Origin of the sequence: Wolbachia endosymbiont (group A) of Pipizella viduata (genome assembly GCF_964028555.1) — a bacterium.
GTDB lineage: Bacteria > Pseudomonadota > Alphaproteobacteria > Rickettsiales > Anaplasmataceae > Wolbachia.
In genome coordinates this window covers 169,380-187,918 of sequence record NZ_OZ034787.1, presented here as the reverse complement: position 1 = coordinate 187,918, position 18,539 = coordinate 169,380, and the positions used below count along the sequence as shown (strand labels likewise).

General features: G+C 33.6%; 13 protein-coding genes and 3 pseudogenes. 8 read left to right on the top strand and 8 right to left on the bottom strand.

All coding sequences use genetic code 11. The features are described 5' to 3' along the window. Positions 1-340 precede the first annotated feature (340 nt). The 5 genes and pseudogenes from ABWU50_RS00960 to ABWU50_RS00940 all read left to right on the top strand — a co-directional run bounded on the left by ABWU50_RS00960 (position 341) and on the right by ABWU50_RS00940 (position 8,109). The gene (locus ABWU50_RS00960; RefSeq protein WP_353275986.1) at positions 341-3,181 is read left to right on the top strand and encodes an ankyrin repeat domain-containing protein; all 2,841 of its coding nucleotides are present in this window, start codon (positions 341-343) and stop codon (positions 3,179-3,181) included. Between the two features lie 442 nt (positions 3,182-3,623). Next, positions 3,624-4,079 (top strand): Hsp20/alpha crystallin family protein, encoded by a 456-nt coding sequence (locus ABWU50_RS00955; protein WP_353269682.1) that lies wholly within the window; start codon positions 3,624-3,626, stop codon positions 4,077-4,079. A gap of 212 nt (positions 4,080-4,291) precedes the next feature. Then, positions 4,292-5,380 carry a hypothetical protein gene (locus ABWU50_RS00950; RefSeq protein ID WP_353275985.1) on the top strand — a complete coding sequence of 363 codons (1,089 nt, stop codon included), beginning with the start codon at positions 4,292-4,294 and terminating at the stop codon, positions 5,378-5,380. Positions 5,381-5,577: 197 nt separating this feature from the next. Then, a pseudogene (locus ABWU50_RS00945) lies at positions 5,578-6,898 on the top strand (IS4 family transposase). Between the two features lie 346 nt (positions 6,899-7,244). Further along, a pseudogene (locus ABWU50_RS00940) lies at positions 7,245-8,109 on the top strand (IS982 family transposase). On the opposite strand, the pseudogene ABWU50_RS00935 reads toward ABWU50_RS00940, so the two are convergent. The 3 genes and pseudogenes from ABWU50_RS00935 to ABWU50_RS00925 form a co-directional block, all read right to left on the bottom strand. Continuing rightward, positions 8,087-8,311: pseudogene (locus ABWU50_RS00935) on the bottom strand (IS110 family transposase); the annotation flags it as partial. The pseudogenes ABWU50_RS00940 and ABWU50_RS00935 overlap by 23 nt on opposite strands. Before the next feature lie 351 nt (positions 8,312-8,662). Further along, positions 8,663-9,841 carry a hypothetical protein gene (locus ABWU50_RS00930; RefSeq protein ID WP_353275984.1) on the bottom strand — a complete coding sequence of 393 codons (1,179 nt, stop codon included), beginning with the start codon at positions 9,839-9,841 and terminating at the stop codon, positions 8,663-8,665. A 115-nt stretch (positions 9,842-9,956) separates the two neighbouring features. After that, positions 9,957-11,489: a hypothetical protein gene (locus ABWU50_RS00925; protein WP_353275983.1), complete on the bottom strand. Its 1,533-nt coding sequence runs from the start codon at positions 11,487-11,489 to the stop codon at positions 9,957-9,959. Positions 11,490-11,773: 284 nt separating this feature from the next. On the opposite strand from ABWU50_RS00925, the gene ABWU50_RS00920 reads away from it, so the two are divergent. From ABWU50_RS00920 to ABWU50_RS00910, 3 genes are all read left to right on the top strand, one after another. After that, entirely contained in the window at positions 11,774-12,529 is a 756-nt protein-coding gene (locus ABWU50_RS00920; protein WP_341812712.1) for a hypothetical protein, read from the top strand. A gap of 16 nt (positions 12,530-12,545) precedes the next feature. Continuing rightward, positions 12,546-12,959 (top strand): hypothetical protein, encoded by a 414-nt coding sequence (locus tag ABWU50_RS00915; protein WP_341812713.1) that lies wholly within the window; start codon positions 12,546-12,548, stop codon positions 12,957-12,959. 75 nt (positions 12,960-13,034) lie between these two features. Continuing rightward, positions 13,035-14,420 (top strand): hypothetical protein, encoded by a 1,386-nt coding sequence (locus ABWU50_RS00910; RefSeq protein ID WP_353275982.1) that lies wholly within the window; start codon positions 13,035-13,037, stop codon positions 14,418-14,420. A 221-nt stretch (positions 14,421-14,641) separates the two neighbouring features. Here ABWU50_RS00910 and ABWU50_RS00905 read toward each other — a convergent pair whose 3' ends face one another. From ABWU50_RS00905 to ABWU50_RS00885, 5 genes are read right to left on the bottom strand one after another with little or no spacing between them, the layout of a single operon-like run. After that, a complete protein-coding gene (locus tag ABWU50_RS00905; RefSeq protein ID WP_353275981.1) occupies positions 14,642-15,262 on the bottom strand; it encodes a hypothetical protein in 621 nt (206 codons plus the stop codon). Positions 15,263-15,290: 28 nt separating this feature from the next. Beyond that, a complete protein-coding gene (locus ABWU50_RS00900; RefSeq protein WP_353275980.1) occupies positions 15,291-16,790 on the bottom strand; it encodes a recombinase family protein in 1,500 nt (499 codons plus the stop codon). Next, a complete protein-coding gene (locus ABWU50_RS00895; protein WP_044471239.1) occupies positions 16,784-17,224 on the bottom strand; it encodes a DUF2924 domain-containing protein in 441 nt (146 codons plus the stop codon). Before ABWU50_RS00895 ends, ABWU50_RS00900 begins: the two co-directional genes overlap by 7 nt. 12 nt (positions 17,225-17,236) lie before the next feature. Further along, the gene (locus ABWU50_RS00890) at positions 17,237-17,695 is read right to left on the bottom strand and encodes an ankyrin repeat domain-containing protein (RefSeq protein ID WP_353275978.1); all 459 of its coding nucleotides are present in this window, start codon (positions 17,693-17,695) and stop codon (positions 17,237-17,239) included. A gap of 25 nt (positions 17,696-17,720) precedes the next feature. Continuing rightward, the gene (locus tag ABWU50_RS00885) at positions 17,721-18,455 is read right to left on the bottom strand and encodes an ankyrin repeat domain-containing protein (RefSeq protein ID WP_006280237.1); all 735 of its coding nucleotides are present in this window, start codon (positions 18,453-18,455) and stop codon (positions 17,721-17,723) included. Between the last annotated feature and the right edge of the window lie 84 nt (positions 18,456-18,539).

The window sequence follows — 18,539 nt, the reverse complement described above, 5'->3', positions numbered from 1 at the left end:
TTATACTTAAATCAGTTACAATATCTGAGTTTCAGCAAGCCATAGAGTCAAATTAAGGAAAGTAGATATAGAAAAAAGTACAAATTTTTGGTACATGGGCTACTTTATACTCCACATCACAGCTACAAGTTTACCATTTTATTCTATTAGACATATTTATTGCGTTAAAGGAGAGTATATGTAAACACCTGGATTTATTACAGAAACTAAAACACTGCAAGATAGTAAAAATATTATGTTTAAACTAGTTTGACTTATATTATATACTGTGGATAATATATCATCTATTTATGATTATATTAATATAAGGAAAATGTTATAATCTGGAGGGTAAGTAGTTATGCTAGGCAATGATAATACAAGCTACAGTTTAATTTCTGCAGTTCGTGAAGGAAGACTAGAAAGAGCAAGGGAGTTAATTAATTCTTTTGGACTATCTTATTCACAAGCATGGTCAGAAGGATATGTTTTACTTCGTGATGCTATTGAGAATAAACATATAGCGGTTACTAAACTACTTTTAACAAACGGTTCTAAAGTTAACAGCAAAAACAAAAAACCTTCTAATACTCCACTTCATTTTGCTGCTATAAATGGTGACATAGAAATTGTTAAGATGCTTCTAGACAGAGGTGCTAACATTGATGCTAAAAATCAGTATGGCAGAACTCCGCTTCACAATGCGATTGAAAATAAGAAAATGGAAATTACTGAACTACTTTTAAATCGTGGAGCTAACATTAACGTCAGAAGCAATGATGGTATAACTCCTCTTCATATTGCAGCTGAGAGAGAGTATTTACAGATTGTTGAGCATCTTTTAAAATATGGAGCTTATGTTAATTGTGTGTGTACTTCAACATGGAAAAAAGGTTATGCACCACTGCACTTTGCTGTTGAAAAAGGTAGTAAAGAAGTTATCACGTTGCTTTTAAGTAGAGGTGCTAATGTTGATGTTAAAGGGGAAGATAGTATAACCCCTCTTCATATTGCTGCTAAGAAAGGATATATGCATATTGCCGAAGATCTTCTAAACCATGGTGCTTGTACTCATTCTTTCACATTGAAGGAAGGATATACGCCACTACATTTTGCTTCTGAACTAGGCAATGAAGAAGCTGTGAAATTATTCTTGAATAAAGGTGCTGATATTAATGCTAGCACAAATAGTAATTTAACGCCACTTCATATTGCTACCAAAACAGGACGTAAAACAGTTGTAAAGCTGCTCTTACAACATGGAGCTAAAGTTGATAATCAGGACAAAGATGGCAAAACCACACTACACCTCGCTGTTGAAAAAGGATATTTAATGATTGTTGAGGATGTTTTAAAGTATTGTCCTGATATTAATCATCAAAGTAACAGAAGCTCTCTTAAAATCGCAGTGCACGGCTATGGAGAAGAGTATAAAAAGATTGTTGAGGCTCTTCTAGAATATGGCCTTATTGTTAACCCAGAAGATGCAAATAATCCTAAGTTATTACATGCTGCTGTTGAAAAAGGATATTTGAAAATTATTGAAGACCTATTAAAGTATGGTGCTGACGTTAATACGTTATACAATTCAACATTTAAAGAAGGTTTTACACCTTTACATAGTGCAGCCAAAAACAAACAGGAAGAAGTAGCTAAATTGTTGATAAGCTATGAAGCTGATATAAATGCTCAAGATAAAACCGGAAAAACTCCAATATTTTATGCTATTGAGAATGCCGATTTAAAAATTACCAAGCTACTTTTAACTAATAGAGCTAATATAAAAGATAGTCCTGATCTATTGAATATTGCTGTTAAGAAGGAATGCATAGAAATCGTTGAAGCTCTTTTGCAACACGATACTGATATTAACGCTAGTGATAAATATGGAAGAACAGCATTGCATTTTACTGCTTTAAGTGAGAGTGAAGGTTTTTTTGGATTTCTTACTAATGAAGATCCTGATATTAATATTAAGGGAGAAATTGCTAAACTGCTTCTAAGTAAGGGAGCTAATATAAATGCTCAAACCAAAAATGGTATTACGACGCTTCATGCTGCTGCTCAGAAAGGATATACGAAAGTTGTTGAAGCTCTTTTAGAATATAATGCAGATGTTAATTCTACAGTTAAAAGTGATATAACACCTCTCCATCTTTCTGCTCAACAAGGAAATGAAGTAATTAGCAAAATGCTCTTGAACAAAGGAGCTAACGCAAACGCTAAGCAAAAAGATGGAATAACTGCACTTCATATTGCAACTCAAAAAGGCCATAAAGAGGTTGTAAAAGTATTGCTAGAATGCGGTGCTAAAGTTGGTTCTAAAATTAAAAGTGACATAACACCACTGCACCTGGCTGCTCAAAAAGGTTACCAGGAAATTATTGAGACTATCTTGAAATTTGGTGCTGATATTAACTCTAGAGATGAGTATGGCAGAACAGCACTTCACATTGCTTCTAAAGAAGGACATGAAGAAGTTGTTACAACTCTTTTGGAATATGGCTCTGATATTAATATTACGAGTAGAAATAATCATACACCACTTGATTCTGCTATGGCTGGTATAAGGTCATTCTATAGTCAACTCAACAACTATGACTCTGATGATGATGGTTATTACGATCCTGATCGTGGTGTCTGTTCGTGTGAAGTAACTGCTGAAGCTCTTAAACGCCACATAGTTAAAATGAAAACCGCAAATTTATATGTAAGTGAAAAAAATTTACTATCAATGAGTATCAGTGGTGAAATAAGTGGCTTTCAGGATGAATGTGAGGAAGAAATAGCAAGGATGAAGAGTGAGAAGATTAATAATTCTAACATTTCATTTTATGATATCTTGGCAAAAGGTACAAGCTCATTAGCAATATATATGAGGAATGAAAATATAGTGCAGGTTTTAAAATCAGACGACTATAAAACAAAATTTCCAATATATGCTAGTATGATCGAAAGTCATTTCAGAAAGGGTATGGAAAGAAAAGAGTTACTTGAACAAGGCAATAAAATTTTCCATTTTCTCTTTAACAATTTTCCTGAGTTACCATATGACTGTACTGAAAAAATATTTAGTTACCTGAGTAACGAAGACTTAAGAATTTTGATAGATGCTTGTAAACCTCTTAGCATCAGTAATCCTAATACTAATATTAACAATGTAGTGATTACCTCAAGTACATCTCAAGTACAGTACGTTTAAGTTAAGGAAAAATAGCAGAACAAGCTACTTTCAACATTAAGTAATGGCTTTAGTAATTTAAAGATTATTTTAAAGGTTTTATGGGAATATTCAAAAAAGTATACGTGTCAAGTTAAGGGAAAATGAGCAAATTTAGTGCACTCAAAGTTGGGGAATATTAAATAAATCATTGGAGGTAAGTTTGAAAAGTAAAATACTTATCAAATGAAGATGAAGAAAATAATCGCAGAAATGGGAGGAATGCAATAACTCTACGTACTACAATTAATCTAGTTTATAGCATTACCCATGGTAATCCAAATAAGATTTTTTTCTCATAATCAAGTCATAGTAAATTGGAACAACTTTTCACATCTAACAAAAGCTCTGACTTTAGATTTAGGATTGAAATTAGTAAGTAGAATGATTATGTAATGCATATATTAGTGAAAGGAGGTACAACATGAGTAATATAGTTCATTCAAATAAAAACAATAACTGTGATAACTTTAGTGTAAGAGGACTACAAAGAGCCGTTGATAACATATTTGATAGCTTCTTTACAGGATGGGACTCAGAGCTTTCCAGAAGAGGTAGTAGTCTATTACCAGCTTGCGATTTTTATGAAACAAAAGAAAGCTATTGTCTCTCGCTAGAGCTACCAGGTATTTCCAAAGAAAGCATAGACATTAGTATATCTGGCGACAGCTTAATAGTGAAGGGTGAAAAGACGTGTAATAACGAGTCAAAAGATAAGCAGTTTTACCATCGAGAAAGATACTATGGATCTTTCTATAGGTCTATTCAGCTTCCAGTAAATGTAGAGCAAGATAAAGTGTCTGCTAATTTTTCAGATGGAGTATTGCACGTAACCATACCTAAGTCGGAGAAACATATCAAGAGAATTGATGTAAAGTAACCAGTAAGTAATAGCAGGCTTCTAGTTTGAGGCTTGCTACTTTAAATTATTATAGATGGAATGTAATAAAGTTCAATTATCTTTTCTAGATCTAAATTTTTGTCTTAGCGTATTTATTATACAGATAGTGTAAAGCCTTTGTTAAGCTTACATATTGTCAATAATCTATTAATAACTCTTATGGTATAATTGACTTTGAAGAAAGAGGGAGTATGAGTGAGGCAAATCCAATAGTTACATTGAAGGCTAAAATTAAAGAATTTGGTTTTAGTGAATTAAAGGCTGGTGAGAGCAATAAATCAGCAAACTCTGGTGAAACAATATATTTCGATTTTCCAAGAATGAACTTTGTTATTAATGGAAAAATTATAGATACAGTTTTAACCTCTGCGTTAATGGAAGGAGCTCAATATCGCAAAAGCAACCTTTTTAATAGTTATGATATATACAGTACTGAAACCGCAAGAGAAAAACAAAGAAAAATAGATACAGATTATGGTAGAGCTTTTGTTGATTCAGTCCTCAAGGATCTTGAAAAGGAACTTGCACATAATGCGTTATGTGAATTATGGAAAAGTCACTGCAAAAATTCTGAAATTCCTGATTATCAGAAAACCACCTCATATGGGAAAGATTTTGAGAGATTTTACAATGCTGGAAGAGAGCATCTGCATCTATTACTAAAAGTAGGAGATGAGAATAAGAACTATCGCCCATTTGTAAAAGAAGTTTTTAAGGAAATGTTCCAATACGCAGAAGCAAGTGTTCCAAATGACTCTATTTTAGAAGAAATAATCACTAATTGTAACCAAGCGGGGTATGAATTTGCTGTAAGCATCCCTATTCTTGAAAGTTCACTCTTGGAATATGGATTAAAAGGGGAATATAGCAAGAATAAAACAATGTGTATTGATTGTGCTGATCCAATCAGTACAAAAGTAAAATCTGATATGTTAGTGTCCGTAACGAAGTTTGATAACCCAGGAGAAAAAATATGCGATCTATCGACTTCACTTGAATTTGTACTTGAGTCTCAAGATGGTAAAGATGGTGTAACCTATAAAGATGGCAAATTATTACTTACTATTCCTAAGGAACTAAAAAATTATAAAGGGGAAAGTAGAAACTTGTTTGATATTATTAAAGAATATTTTCAAAAATTCTGCGAAAAATTAGGATTTAAATTCGAGATAAAAACACAAAAAATAGAGCATGATTTGGACGATTCGCTGAAAGTAAATAGTCATCTTGAAAGCCTAAGACCACCTATTTGTAGTAATAATTATGCTCTTGGTCATTAAGTACTTTAAACCATAAGCTCAAGTTAGAGAGAATGGCACAAATGTTATTAAACAATAAAAGTTATAGTTGTATCTGGTTAGGGAATGTGAGAGCGTTCAAAGAAGCATACGCGTCAAGTTAAGGAAATAAAGGTATGAAGAAGATAGGATAACAAGGTATAAGTTCTCTCGGATATATTTTAGTGAGAGAACTAATGATGAATAAAATAACTTGCTTATCAAATTACCTCAACAAATTTTTCAATGAGAGAGCAAATGAAATATCAATTGAAACAGGATTTATAAAAAGGAAGAGAAAATTGAGTGGTTCATCATTCATAAAAGCTATAATTTTGGGTAATATAGGGGTTTCAAACTGCAGCATAGATACAATGTGCCAATTATTAAATGAAGAATCTGTGATAATAACGAAACAGGGTTTAGATTTCAGGTTTACTAAAGAAGTAGTAGAATTTATGAAAAGAATGTACAATGAATCTATGGCTTTATTTAAAAATACCCTGCAAATTGATTGTAGAATCTTGCAGCAATTTAAAAGCGTCGAGTTATTGGATAGTAGCTCTGCCTAACAGTATGGAAAATCTATATAAAGGGTATGGTACTAGTTACAAAGGTTATGAGAGTAACACTAAGTCTGGAATAAAGTTACAATTAGTTTTTGATTACTTAAATCAGACATTGGATCAACTTAACATAAAGGAGGGAGTAAGGTCAGATCAAGGTTATAGGGAGCATTTGATCGAGATATCAAGTAACGATTTGCTAATATCTGACCTTGGTTATTTTGTCCCAAGTTCTTTTAAACAGATCAATGAAACGGGAGCTTATTTTATAAGTCGTTATAAATCTGACACGAATATATATGATATAGAGATAGGTCAAAAAATAGATTTACTAGAACATTTGGAAGATCGATCTTTTCTAGAACAGGAGGTGTTGTTAGGAAAAGAAACAAGGGTTAAAGTGAGAATTATATGTAAAAAACTAGCTGAAGAACAAGCTATGGCTAGAAGAAGAAAGGCTAATAGGGTAGCAAGATCACATGGATACATATCTTCTCAAAGGAACCAAAAGTTACTAAATTGGTCGATATTTATAACTAATGTTCCAAAAAGTAAGATTAGTGCTGAGCAAGTATTAACAATCTACAGAGCAAGGTGGCAAATTGAATTATTGTTCAAATTATATAAGAGTAATATAAGGCTTGATAAGCTGAGAGGAAAGCCATACAGAGTATTATGTGAATTATATGCTAAATTATGTGCAATTCTTATATTTCATGGAATAGTGGGTTGTACAGAACTGAAAAAATATACGGAGCTTAGCTTAACAAAGGCATTTATTGAGCTTAAAAGGCGAATTAGAGAGTTATTTTTAGCACTAAAGAATAGAGTTAATAGTTTGAAAATTTTTCTTAAAAAGCTTACCATAACTTGGTCACGATTTTCATTAAAAGACAAGTACAGAAAAACTAGAGTATCTACCTTAACTTCCCTAAATTTGCTCATTTTCCCTTAACTTGACGCGTATGGTTAAATAAACTGTGTCAAACCTCCATTTTTTGTTTCTATTTTATTTTTACTTCTCGGTTTGACACACTTTTTTGAACATTCCCCCGAATCCTATGATATTATTTTTTGCAACATTGTTATATACTTCATAAGAAAGCTTCTAACAAACTCCCTCTATTAGTTCATGTTTTTTTATTAAAGTATAACCAAGTTCACTGGCCTTTTTGTTTAAATTCTTCAATACTCTCTCCTTATAACCTCAGTTATGGATTAGAAAAAAGATAAAAGTAGAATTAATAAAGAGGGAAATAGGGTAAACTCGAATATTTTAGCAATAAATTAAGAGGTTACCCATGAAGAAAGATATTACAGAACTTTACTGCTGCGTCAAGGATTTTTGTCGTGCAGTAGATGAAAATTTTGCAAATAAGTTCTTATCAAATGGCAAGAAACCAACAAGAGTACCAGAAATAGCGCACTCAGAAATTCTAACCATAATCTTGTTATATCACCAATCGCCATGTAAAAACTTCAAGGCTTTTTATCTTTGTTATCTTCAACTACTCTATAGATCAGAGTTTTCAAAGATGCCTTCATATCACAGATTTATTGCCTTAAAGCCGAGAGTTTTACGGTATTTAGTATTACTTCTTCAATGGTTCTGCGAACAAGCGAAAATGACAGGTACTTTTTATATCGACACTTCTACAATTGCCGTTTGTCACAAGAAAAGGATCTCTAGGTTTTGATGGTTTAGCAGAAATTGGTAAGAGCACGTATGGTTGGTTTTTTGGCTTTAAATTGCACTTGGTGATTAATGAAATTGGAGAAATTCAATCACTTACTCTAACCAAAGGCAACGTTGATGACAGAAAGCCTGTGCCAACTATAACTAAAAGACTGACTGGACTTTTGTTTGGAGATAAAGGCTATATAAAGAAAGAGCTCTTTGAGAAACTCTTCGATAGAGGCCTGAAGCTAGTCACTAAAGTAAAAAAAGGTATGAAAAACGCACTAATTTCACTTAAAGAGAAGATTTTACTAAGGAAAAGATCGATTATTGAGACAGTCTTTGGTTGTTTGAAAAATAAATTTGAGCTTGAACATACACGCCACAGATCGCCAATAAATTTTTTGGTACATATTTTTTCAACATTCATTTCATATTTCATGCAGTCGAAAAAGCCTTCTATTTCTAAGCCTTACTGTGTTGGTTAATCCATAACTGGGGTTTATACAGTTTCTCATAGTAGTCAATCCCTCTCTCAACATACTCTTGTCCATACTTTAACATACTGTAGAAGATACACGCTAATTTCCTTGCCGTAGCAGTAATCGCTTTTGGTGCTCCTAGCCGTTTCTTTAATCTTCTACAATATGCACCTATTACGCTGTTGCTTCTTGATACACAGTGGGCTACCACGTGTACCGTTCGAACTTTTCTATATAATAATTCTACTATATCGTAAAACCAGCTATATTAGCCTACTTTAGCCACATTTATATACGAATTAATTTGCCTAGCTTTGTTGCAGTAATTTTATGTTTTTATTTTCACAACGCCGCTTTTGTTTAAATTGTTCTCACAAATATACGTACTTTTTTCGTGTTTTTGAAGAAAGTAAATAATGAAATTTTTTGTGACGCTAAAGTTAGGTGTTTCTTTCAAAGGTATTCTATCCACAAGAAGATATTGCCTTGTTGTGTTTTCCATCTGACAGTTTCACCCTCACACGTTTAAAAGACCATTATAAATAAGCCATAAACTGTATTAGTTGATTGGAGTTTGAGTGATATCTTTATAATTAAAGGCATTACACCCAATAGGATCATTTTCTTTTTTAGCACTATAGTAGTTTCTAATGCCATGGCTCAACTGCTTGGAATAATCAAAATTAAATGCTCCATCATCAAATGATTCTTCCTTTAGATTCCTAAACCAATGTTTTATTTCTTGTTCCTTTGCATGCTTTGGTGGTACTGATGAAGATTTCTCAGGATGTTGTGCTGTACTATGGCATGACAAACATGAAGATTTTTTATTATCTATTGGACCATTAAGTCTACCTAAATATCCTAAAGAACTTTTCATCACATCGGGATTTATCCAACATTCTAATAACCTTTTTCCGATTATATAATCTGCCGTAAAATAATTAGTGTCGTTACCCCAAGCAATACCCATTAACTTCATATTCAACCATGGATTTTTATTATTTATGGTACAATCATAAATAAACGTACCTGCAACCCATCCTGTTTCTTCTGATCTCTTATCTTTGACTAAAAAGTCAATTTGAAATAATCTCAGTTGCTTAAATACCTTTGGAGTTCCTTTTTCAGATTGATTAATATAGCTAGTCCAAGAGATACTGTTTTTAAGAGTTGGAATATCCTTCTGTGTTGCTTCTGTGAATACTAATTTTGTGCTTACTGTACCATCTAAGAATTCCCCTCTGGTAATATCAGGATTGTTTATATCTTTCCAGACTTGCCCATATGTATAGCTACCTTGCTCATTAACAATAGAAATTGCCCAATTTTGTAGCATGGATTTTTGATCATTATGCAATTCACCAGGCTTAAAGGATCGTTCTCTCGTTAAACCATTAACAAATTCTCTACCATTTATCCCGTAGTGCATCCATGGCGCATGATACCAATTAGCAACCTTATTGCAATGTAAATCAAAATCGCAGTCTATATTCCCATCATATATATACTTTAAAATTGTATAGGCGTATTTTTGCGGTTCCTCCTTAAATGATATATGTTCCCATGGTCTTTCTATATTACTAATCTCAACCGGGTAATCAGTCTTAATTTTAAAAACCTTGCCGCTATAATCTGAAGGTATTTCATCACAAGAAGATATCACTGCTCTATCAGCATATACAAAACTACTACTTAATATTAAAAGTGATAAGCTTAATAATCCGCAAGTTCGCATTTTAAATCCTACATAATTTCTCTAACTTTTCCTAAGTTATACCTTCATATGGCCAATACCGTACCTTATTCTAACTTTATAAACCCCTTTTATTCCGGCGAATGGTCACAAAAATTTATGATGACAATATCTCGATTTCAGTATCATCCACGCTAACTTGTTCTAATGCATCAGGTGGCTCGTTTTCTTTATCTTGAGGATAGCAATATAGAACTAGGGTAATAGCACCTAAAATTACACAAGCGGTACCCAAAATTGCTAATGATATGAGATTACCTTTCAGATCAGAGATAAGAGGCTTTCCTAAAAATGAAGAAGTTATTGATACAAAAAAAACAGTGCATGACAACACTGTAAGACACAAAAAGACCTTCTTTCCTTTAGAATTCTTCTGCGATGGATTATAGCTTGAAGTTTTATAGACTGATTTTTCACCTTCATTTTTATCTCTACAGATTTTTGATAATTTACTATATGTGCTCTTTCTATTTACATCTTTTGGTGAATTGTTTGGAGTACTACTTCTTGAAATCAGTGGTTCACTGCCATTTAGTAATTGATCATTATCACCTTCACTTTGCTTCGATGCTCCTGGGGCACTTTTGCCAGTTATTTTAATATTTTTATTTTCTCCATCATCCAACTTTACTAAAGTCCCTGTTAAACCTTCTTTGCTAACATTCTGTTCATTTCGTAATGAAACATCTTGTGAATCATCGTGTGTATAAATACCATCTTCACTTACATCAAACTGAGTACCATTTGAATGTATAAAAATACTATTATTAGGACTTTTATATGTTTCGCCTTCATTTTTAGCAGTAACAAAACTTTCTTCACTTAAAATAGGACTTGATATATTTTCATTTGATCCTAGAAATATTTCAGCTTCATTATCAACTTTTTCCCGTCCTGAATCATCACCATCAGTGAATTCGGCGCCTGAATCATTACCACTTTCTTTGTTATAGTTGAGAAAACTAAAGTTATTAATATCAAAATTGTTACTGATACTCAGTTCTATATCTTCTTCACTTAACATTACTTTAGGATTATCTCTAGCAAACGTTGCTTCTTGAACACTGCTAGAAGTATCATTTTCACCTTCTGACAATAGTGTTTCACTACTAACTAGTGGACTGTTATTGTTCTCATCGTAACCTTTTGCCTCCTCATCCGATGCTACTAAAATTTTATTTTTGTTTTGTCCATCTAACTGTAGATTTATTGTAGCATCTTTTTTACTCTCTACTGTTGTCGATTTCTCTTGCACTATGCCCAAGTCAGTACTCTCATTAATCTGGGAGAAAGTTATTACAATCTCTTCTTGACTTTTCTGACTCAACTTTAGATCTTGATTTACATCAGTAAAGTATAGAGAGTAATTATCCCACTCAAGCCCCAGTATCTTCTCTTCATCGGGTGTGCCAGCCGAAATACAAAAACTACGAGTACTACTAGGCGTATCACATAATTCATCAAAACTACCGGTATTAGGTACACCACTTTCCTGTTCCAAATTCGTGTTCTCATCCTTATCCTTCACCTGTTTAGAATCAGACTCAACAACAGCACCAGATTTTCGAGGTACACTGTTCGCAAAAAATAATGGTGTAAGATTCGCCTTTCGCATATTTTTTCTATTCACACCACCTACTCCAATACAAATTTTTATTGACCACCACGAATCTTAGCTTGACATAATTATTAAGCCAATTAGAATGACTGTGTTTTGGTAACAGGTCATGTATAACGATTAACTGTACCTTCTGCAAGCTAAAAAAGATAGTAAAATTATCTCTTTAGATAGCAGCACTTGAAACTGAAATAGCAAATGTACAGTGAGTATAGATTTATGTTAATTTTTTATAGCTTACTTTCCTTAGACGCTTATAATAATGTGGCGATCATTTTACCTGTAGGGAAAAGATAATGAGGGATTTATGCAATCAAACCAACACACTTTATCTTATAGCTAGTGCTTTTGCAACTTTTACATTGCTCGCATCCGCAGCACTCTCTGCAGCCTCTTATTTTGGCCTTTTGTCTTCAGTTGAATTTTTGAACTCAACTCTTACAATCGTAACGGTTTTATCTATACTATCTTTTTTAGCGGTTGCACTTTCATATAAAATAATTAGCAGTAATGGGGAGATCGAGGCTAGGAAAAATAAATTTGCTAAAAAAGAGCTAGAAAAAGAACTAATTCTGAAGGAAAAAGCTAAAGAAACTGCAAACAATCAAGCAGAAGAATTAAGGAATCAATTACAGCAGAAAAATAAAGAGATAATTGATATAAAACAACAATTGGATGATAAATACAAGAGCATTTCTGAATTAACAACAGGAAAAGAAAAATTAGAAATAGAATTAAAAAGCCAAGAAGAAGAAATACAAAAATTAAGCACGTTAAAAAACAAAGAGTTAAGTCATAAAGATAGTGAAATCTGGGAATTAAAGAATCAGTTAGCTGCTCTTGATGATGAAGGGAAGGTTAGTGAATACAATACTAAGACGTTGAAAGGGAAAATGGAAAATTTTAAAAAGCAACGAGATTCTATTATAGAAAAATGCCAAACTATGCAACAGGAAATTGAAGAGAAAGATGCTTACCTTGCAACACTAGATTATAATTTAAATCAAATAAAGTACAAGAAAGAATATTTGGCGCATTTTCCTTTAGGTTAGAGATTTAAGAGGGAGAATGCAAAATCAAATGCAAGATTTAGCTTCAAAAGAAAAAATTATCCGAGAAATCGAAGATGACAGAGAAGGATTAATCGAAGAAGTTAACTTACTTGTTCAAAAAAACAAGACTCTTTGTGGTAAAATGACCGCTTATTCTAGTAAAAATGAAGAGCTGATCACCTTCATAAATGAAACATTATCTAATATAGAACGAGAGACAAAAGATTTAGAATGTCTTTATCACAATCAAGAAAAACAAGGAAGGTTTGTGACTTTTCAAACAATTGAAGATTTCTTAGAAAACTTGAAAGCACTTTACTCAAAAACAGCAGATGAAGCGGAGAAATTAAGTATTCGGGTGCAGAGAAAAGATGATTTAAGTAATCCTGTTGCCTCTCTCGCTCGCAGGAGTTTTATTCAAAAACATTAAAATTATGTTTAAATTAGCTTGACTCATGTTACATATCGTACATAATAAACTGTCTGTCTGTGCTAGGGAGAGGGTATGAGTGAAGTTACAGAGTCTATAGAACATGTTGTAGAACCTATCAGTGACCAAAAGCTGGGAGAGGAATTGAGTGCTGGGCCGCGGTGGTCAAAAATTGAGCGTAATAGCAATGAGGGACCAACTCCTGAAAATGACGTAGCCGATTCAGGTGATTATAGTTTGTTTTTCCAAGGAATAAGTAATCGTCCGGAATGTTATGACCTTGATCAGAGACATGAAACTGGGAAGATTGCTGGCACATGTGTAAAACATACATTGTCGTATCAAAATGAAACTGATGATAGTGATTTATACTGGAAAAACGATGGTCATTACCCTATTAATCCAAGAGACTCTGCTTTAATTAAGCTAGATCTACCACTGACTGAGAATGAGAAAAGCCTAATTGATGAATTTTGTAAAGAGTTAAAAGGTGTAGTAGCAAAAAATGATCAAGGTTATAGGGATAAGCATGAAAATTTTACAAACACTGCTTTAGAACGTATAGAGTGCATAACAAATAAATATTTGCAAAAAGGGATAAGGCTCAATTCAAAATGTAACGATGATGAGTATACTATAACAAGTTTAATTTTTAAGGAAATAAGAGATATTCCTGCCTATGAGGGTGTGTCAGATGACGAAAATATAGGTGTTATACGCAATATCATGAATAATTTACTATTAAAAGGCGGAAGAGTAAAATACAGTTCCTTTTATGATGATAGGTTATTGTATGCAACTTATGGGTTCAGTTATGAGATTTTTGCAGAACGTGAAGAAATCGATAACAAGCTAAAAAGCGTAGCATATGAAGGTATTATAAACAGTAGTGCCAAAGGCAAAGCTTTACACGCAGAAATGGATAATGGATATTTTTATGTAAAATATTCGCAAGATAGCACTGTTGAGGTTGCAAAAGTTATAAATAATCCAAAAGTGAAAGATTTAAGTTTTAGACATCATATATTTCATATTGGAGAGAGTATAGTAAGAGTTGAAAATGTAGGAGGAAAAAGAAATTATACAGATGTCTTAGGAGGTAGCGTTGAAATGTCTTTTACTACTCAAGTAGGAAAGATTATTGTTCATCTATGTTCTAGTGATAAAGATAGTAATATAATAGAAGTAAAGCTTGATGGAGAGAGCCAGGAGAAGTTTGACAAGTTAAAAGGTCGATCAAGTTTAGGGGAAAGTTGCCTTTTAGGAGGAAAAAGTGTTCTACAAGCTGTAAAAGATGGAAATTTTGAAAGAAATGTATCTATAGAGTCAAGTAAAACTATTAAGCAATTAGATTGTGTAGTAAAAGAATCAGATGCTCCGTCTACTCTTATGAGGCCAATTGATAGTTTAGACCAGCTGCAAAAGATGGAAGTTTCGAAAGAAATAGTAGTGTGTTCATAAAGTCAACTAAAATTATTAAACAAAAAAAAGGTCTTGGAGGGGTAAAAAAAATTGATGTATTTTCAAAGTAAGATTCTTGGAGGTATTCAATAAACTATACACTCAAGGTAAGGAGAAGTAGTAGGGAAATAAGTATTGAGTTAATAATTTAGAGATTATTCTAAAAAAGTTGTCTTATTTAAGAACTTTCCTGACGTTTATGGTTTTTTAGATGTAGCCTTTTATGTTGGATTCAAAGGAGGATGAGCAGTAATGGATTGTTCCTCTACTTTCTCGAGCTTGGTGTTGAGATTTATGATATTATACAGCGCAAGGCCTATACATGCTAGTCCAACTATTCCCACAACCACTGCTACTGTAACATCGATTTTCAATGTATAAAATACAACGCTACCCACTAATAACACTGCACCAACAACACTAGCTAGGATTGCTTGCCTTTGTTGCGTTAACGGTTTGTCTTTTTCGTCTGTAGCATCAAAACATGGTTCAGCGGAAGATGTTCCTTCAGGGGCATTTGGCTCTTGCTTATCAGTTTCTCTATTAACGGAAGTTGGCTCTACAGTAGTTTCTATTGAGGAGTTTTGAGCTCTTTCGCTGCTTTCAAATATTGGTTGTTCTATCTCACTATTTTCATTACATAATTGAGTGTCGGTCTCTGTAGCTTTATCAACATTGGTTTGCTCTTTCACCTCAACTTTCACTTCTTCAACATCTGCTGGCATATTATTAGAAGTCCTTGATTCCTCTATAGCAGCTCCTTTTGCAGTGGTGGCTATCGTGCTTCCCTTCCTATTTTTAAATTTTTTAGCAATACCTTTTAATAGCTTTGGCGTTTTCATAGTTTCCCCCTTTTGTTAAACGGTGTAATTAAGACACTAATCCGTAGAACTTTTCCAACTGCTCACCCCATAGCATCGGTATTTCCCTTAAATCAGCTAACTTCAAACCCCTTGGCTGTCTCCCATTTACTATGTCTTCCTTTATTTTTGGTGCTAAATAATTTAATCTTAAAATTTGTTGTATGCGTCTTGTACCTATATTAATTTTAATGCTCAGCTCTTTCACACTCCTATATTTTCCTTCCTCCAGTTGACGTTTCCACAGATGAGCCCTTACCACTGCTTTCAGTAGCGCATTATTTGTTTTTCCTTCTGGTTCTACTACTGTGCATTTGTTTCCTTTCTTTTTTAGCCACATTGGTATAAATTCCACCTTATCCTCTGAACTCACCTCTATTCCATCTTCTTTTACCATTACTCTCTTTATTAACTTTCTCACCACTTCTTTCTGCTTTCCAAAACTTAAATTTTCCCATTTTTCTTCGGTCTTTTCTTTCCAATTTTCATATAGCTGCTCTGTCTTCATCATTACTTCTTTTTCTACTTCTCCTGCTATTACATTTCGGTTTTCTGATTCACAATCTTTTCCCCTTAGGTGATTGTTGCATACATAATATCGGTACCTTTTATTCTCCTTTTTTGAGTATGTCAGTGTCATATTTACATCACAGCTCTTGCACTTTATTATTCCCTTTAGTAGCGCCTCTTCATATTTTGCTTTTCTATACGGCTGATCCTTTATCAATTCCTGCGCTTTTTGCCATTTTTCTTCTTCTATTATCGCTTCATGCTTTCCTTTATACTGTTTCTCATAATGCCTGATTTTTCCCATATATATTGGGTTTGTTATTATTCTCCTCACTGTTGCCTTTTTAAAGATATCTGATTTTGCTTTCGTTCGATATCCTTCTCTGTTTAACTCTCTTGCCAATTCTGCCATTGACTTCAGCTCCATATACCTCTCAAATATATGCTTTATTATTTTTGCTTCTTTTTCATTTATTATTAATTCCTTTTCTTTTACATCATAGCCAAGCGGTGGATTTCCTCCCATCCATAACCCTTGTTCTTTCGATGTTGCTATTTTATTTTTTACTCTCTCTACTATCATTTCTCTTTCTAGTTGTGCCGCCCCTGATAGCACTGTTTGTACAAATTTTCCCATTGGCGTATTATTGTCGAATATTTGTGTTACTGCTACAAAACTTATCCGGTGCCTTCTAAAAAATGATGTTACTTCTATGCAGTCCTTTGTTTCTCTTGATAACCTATCTAGCGTATATACTACTACACAGTCGACTTCTCCTGCCTTTACATCTTCAAACAATTCCTTTATCGCTGGTCTATTCAAATTACTCCCTGAGAACCCTCCATCATCGTACTTTTTTGCCAATGCTACCCACCCTTCTCGGCTTTTTATATACTTCTCACATACTACTCGCTGTGCATCTAAACTATTAAACTTTTGTTCTAGCCCGTCTTCATTTGATTTTCTCGTATATATCGCGCATCTTACCTCTTTCAGCATTCTTTCTCCTTATCTCTCATTCCAAATAGGAGCGGTCCATTATAACTCATTCCCATTATTTTGCCGGCTACTGCTGATAATGACGTATAAAACTCTTCTTTATAGATTAAACCCTTATCTGTTACCATTACCGCATGCGTCTCTTCCCCTCTTTCTAATATTAGCTCTGTTCCCTCTACTGGCAGTTTATCGCTACTTATCCTTTTTCCCTTCTCTAGTCGATCTGCCAGGTATTCTAGTCTTTTTGCCCCTTTTCTTGATATTTCTCCGTACGCTTTTTCCTGCATTCTATAAGCTAATCTTGGTATCAGGTATTTCTTTGAGTATCTAGGCGCTCCTTCTCCATATACCTTTTTCCATATTTTCCTCACCTCTTCCAACGCTTTTTTCTCTAAATTCATTACTTTCTTTTCTATTTCTTCCTTTCTTTCCATATTTTCAGCCTCTCATAATTTCTCAAATAACTTTTCTATTCTGTCTGTTTCTTTCTTCAATACTTCAGTTACCTCTTTACTATTTTTCGCATAATCCATCGCTGTCATCCCAAATTTATCTGCTTGTTCTATTTCAGCCCCTGCTTTTACTAGCTCCTCCACTATTTCCACTTTCCCCACCACACATGCAAGGTGCAGCGGTGTGCATTTACTGCCATACTCTTCAGCATTTACATTCCCTCCTGATTTTATCAATTCTCTAACTGTTTCTAGACGTTTCTCCGTTATCGCTAGGTGCAGTGCTGTATATCCTTCTACATCCGCTGCATTCACATTCGCTCCTTTTTCAACTAATAAGCTCACTGTTTTTCCGTCTACTGCATAATGCAGTTCCTTTTTTGTCTCCTTAATATTTTTACCTGAGTTCTCTAATAATTCTTTTAGTGCATCCTCTTTTTCTTTTTTACTCATAACCTACCTCACCTTTTCTTTAAATTTAAGTCCCTTTTTTAATTCTCACCACCTCATCTATCATTTCGTTTACTTGGCACATTATCTTGGTTGCTAAATTTTGACATTCTTTCTTTATTAATGATTTGTCTCTCTTCCTTATTTCTTCGATCTCCATTATTTTTAGCTCTGGCATATAGCTCCTATCCAACTTGTCTGCTATTTCTCCCACTAGCCCCTCTATTCCATAGCACGTCAGTTTTCTACTTTTTGTTACTCCACCTTTTGCTCTCAAAAATTTACTTGCCTTTTCACTCTCTTCCCTATCACATAGACAATACTTTTCACTTTCCCATATGTAATACATTGGTGTTGAACCATACTTATTCAGTTGATTAACTTCAGATCCTGCTTTTACTAGCTCTTTTATTATTTCAACTCCTGCTCCTCCTATTTTACATGCAGAGTGCAGTGGCGTACATCCACTGACATATTGAGTGGCATTTATTTCCGCTCCTGACCTTAGCAGTACTTTTACATTTTCTAAACTTTTTGCGAATACTGCACAGTGCAGTGGCGTATAACCATTTTTATCTCTTGCATTGATCTCCGCTCCTTTTTCTATTAATAACCTCACTGTTTTGTGATCGGAATTTTCTACTGCATGGTGCAATACTGTTTCTCCTTTTTCATCCCTTTTATTAATATTTTTAAATCCATTCCTTGATACTTCTTTAAAAAACTTGTTAAAAGATTCTTTCTTTTCTTCGCTGAACCCCATTTCATACCTCACAAAATTATCTTTTCTAGCGCCAGACAAATTTCTTATATTTACCTGCTGCTATTCAAGTTATGTGCGTTTTGG

Bases quoted from the DNA above. Each gene is read 5' to 3' on its own strand.
- ABWU50_RS00960 (WP_353275986.1), top strand. From the start codon at position 341: ATGCTAGGCAATGATAATACAAGCTACAGTTTAATTTCTGCAGTTCGT.
- ABWU50_RS00955 (WP_353269682.1), top strand. From the start codon at position 3,624: ATGAGTAATATAGTTCATTCAAATAAAAACAATAACTGTGATAACTTT.
- ABWU50_RS00950 (WP_353275985.1), top strand. From the start codon at position 4,292: ATGAGTGAGGCAAATCCAATAGTTACATTGAAGGCTAAAATTAAAGAA.
- ABWU50_RS00930 (WP_353275984.1), bottom strand. From the start codon at position 9,841: ATGCGAACTTGCGGATTATTAAGCTTATCACTTTTAATATTAAGTAGT.
- ABWU50_RS00920 (WP_341812712.1), top strand. From the start codon at position 11,774: ATGAGGGATTTATGCAATCAAACCAACACACTTTATCTTATAGCTAGT.
- ABWU50_RS00915 (WP_341812713.1), top strand. From the start codon at position 12,546: ATGCAAAATCAAATGCAAGATTTAGCTTCAAAAGAAAAAATTATCCGA.
- ABWU50_RS00910 (WP_353275982.1), top strand. From the start codon at position 13,035: ATGAGTGAAGTTACAGAGTCTATAGAACATGTTGTAGAACCTATCAGT.
- ABWU50_RS00905 (WP_353275981.1), bottom strand. From the start codon at position 15,262: ATGAAAACGCCAAAGCTATTAAAAGGTATTGCTAAAAAATTTAAAAAT.
- ABWU50_RS00900 (WP_353275980.1), bottom strand. From the start codon at position 16,790: ATGCTGAAAGAGGTAAGATGCGCGATATATACGAGAAAATCAAATGAA.
- ABWU50_RS00895 (WP_044471239.1), bottom strand. From the start codon at position 17,224: ATGGAAAGAAAGGAAGAAATAGAAAAGAAAGTAATGAATTTAGAGAAA.
- ABWU50_RS00890 (WP_353275978.1), bottom strand. From the start codon at position 17,695: ATGAGTAAAAAAGAAAAAGAGGATGCACTAAAAGAATTATTAGAGAAC.
- ABWU50_RS00885 (WP_006280237.1), bottom strand. From the start codon at position 18,455: ATGGGGTTCAGCGAAGAAAAGAAAGAATCTTTTAACAAGTTTTTTAAA.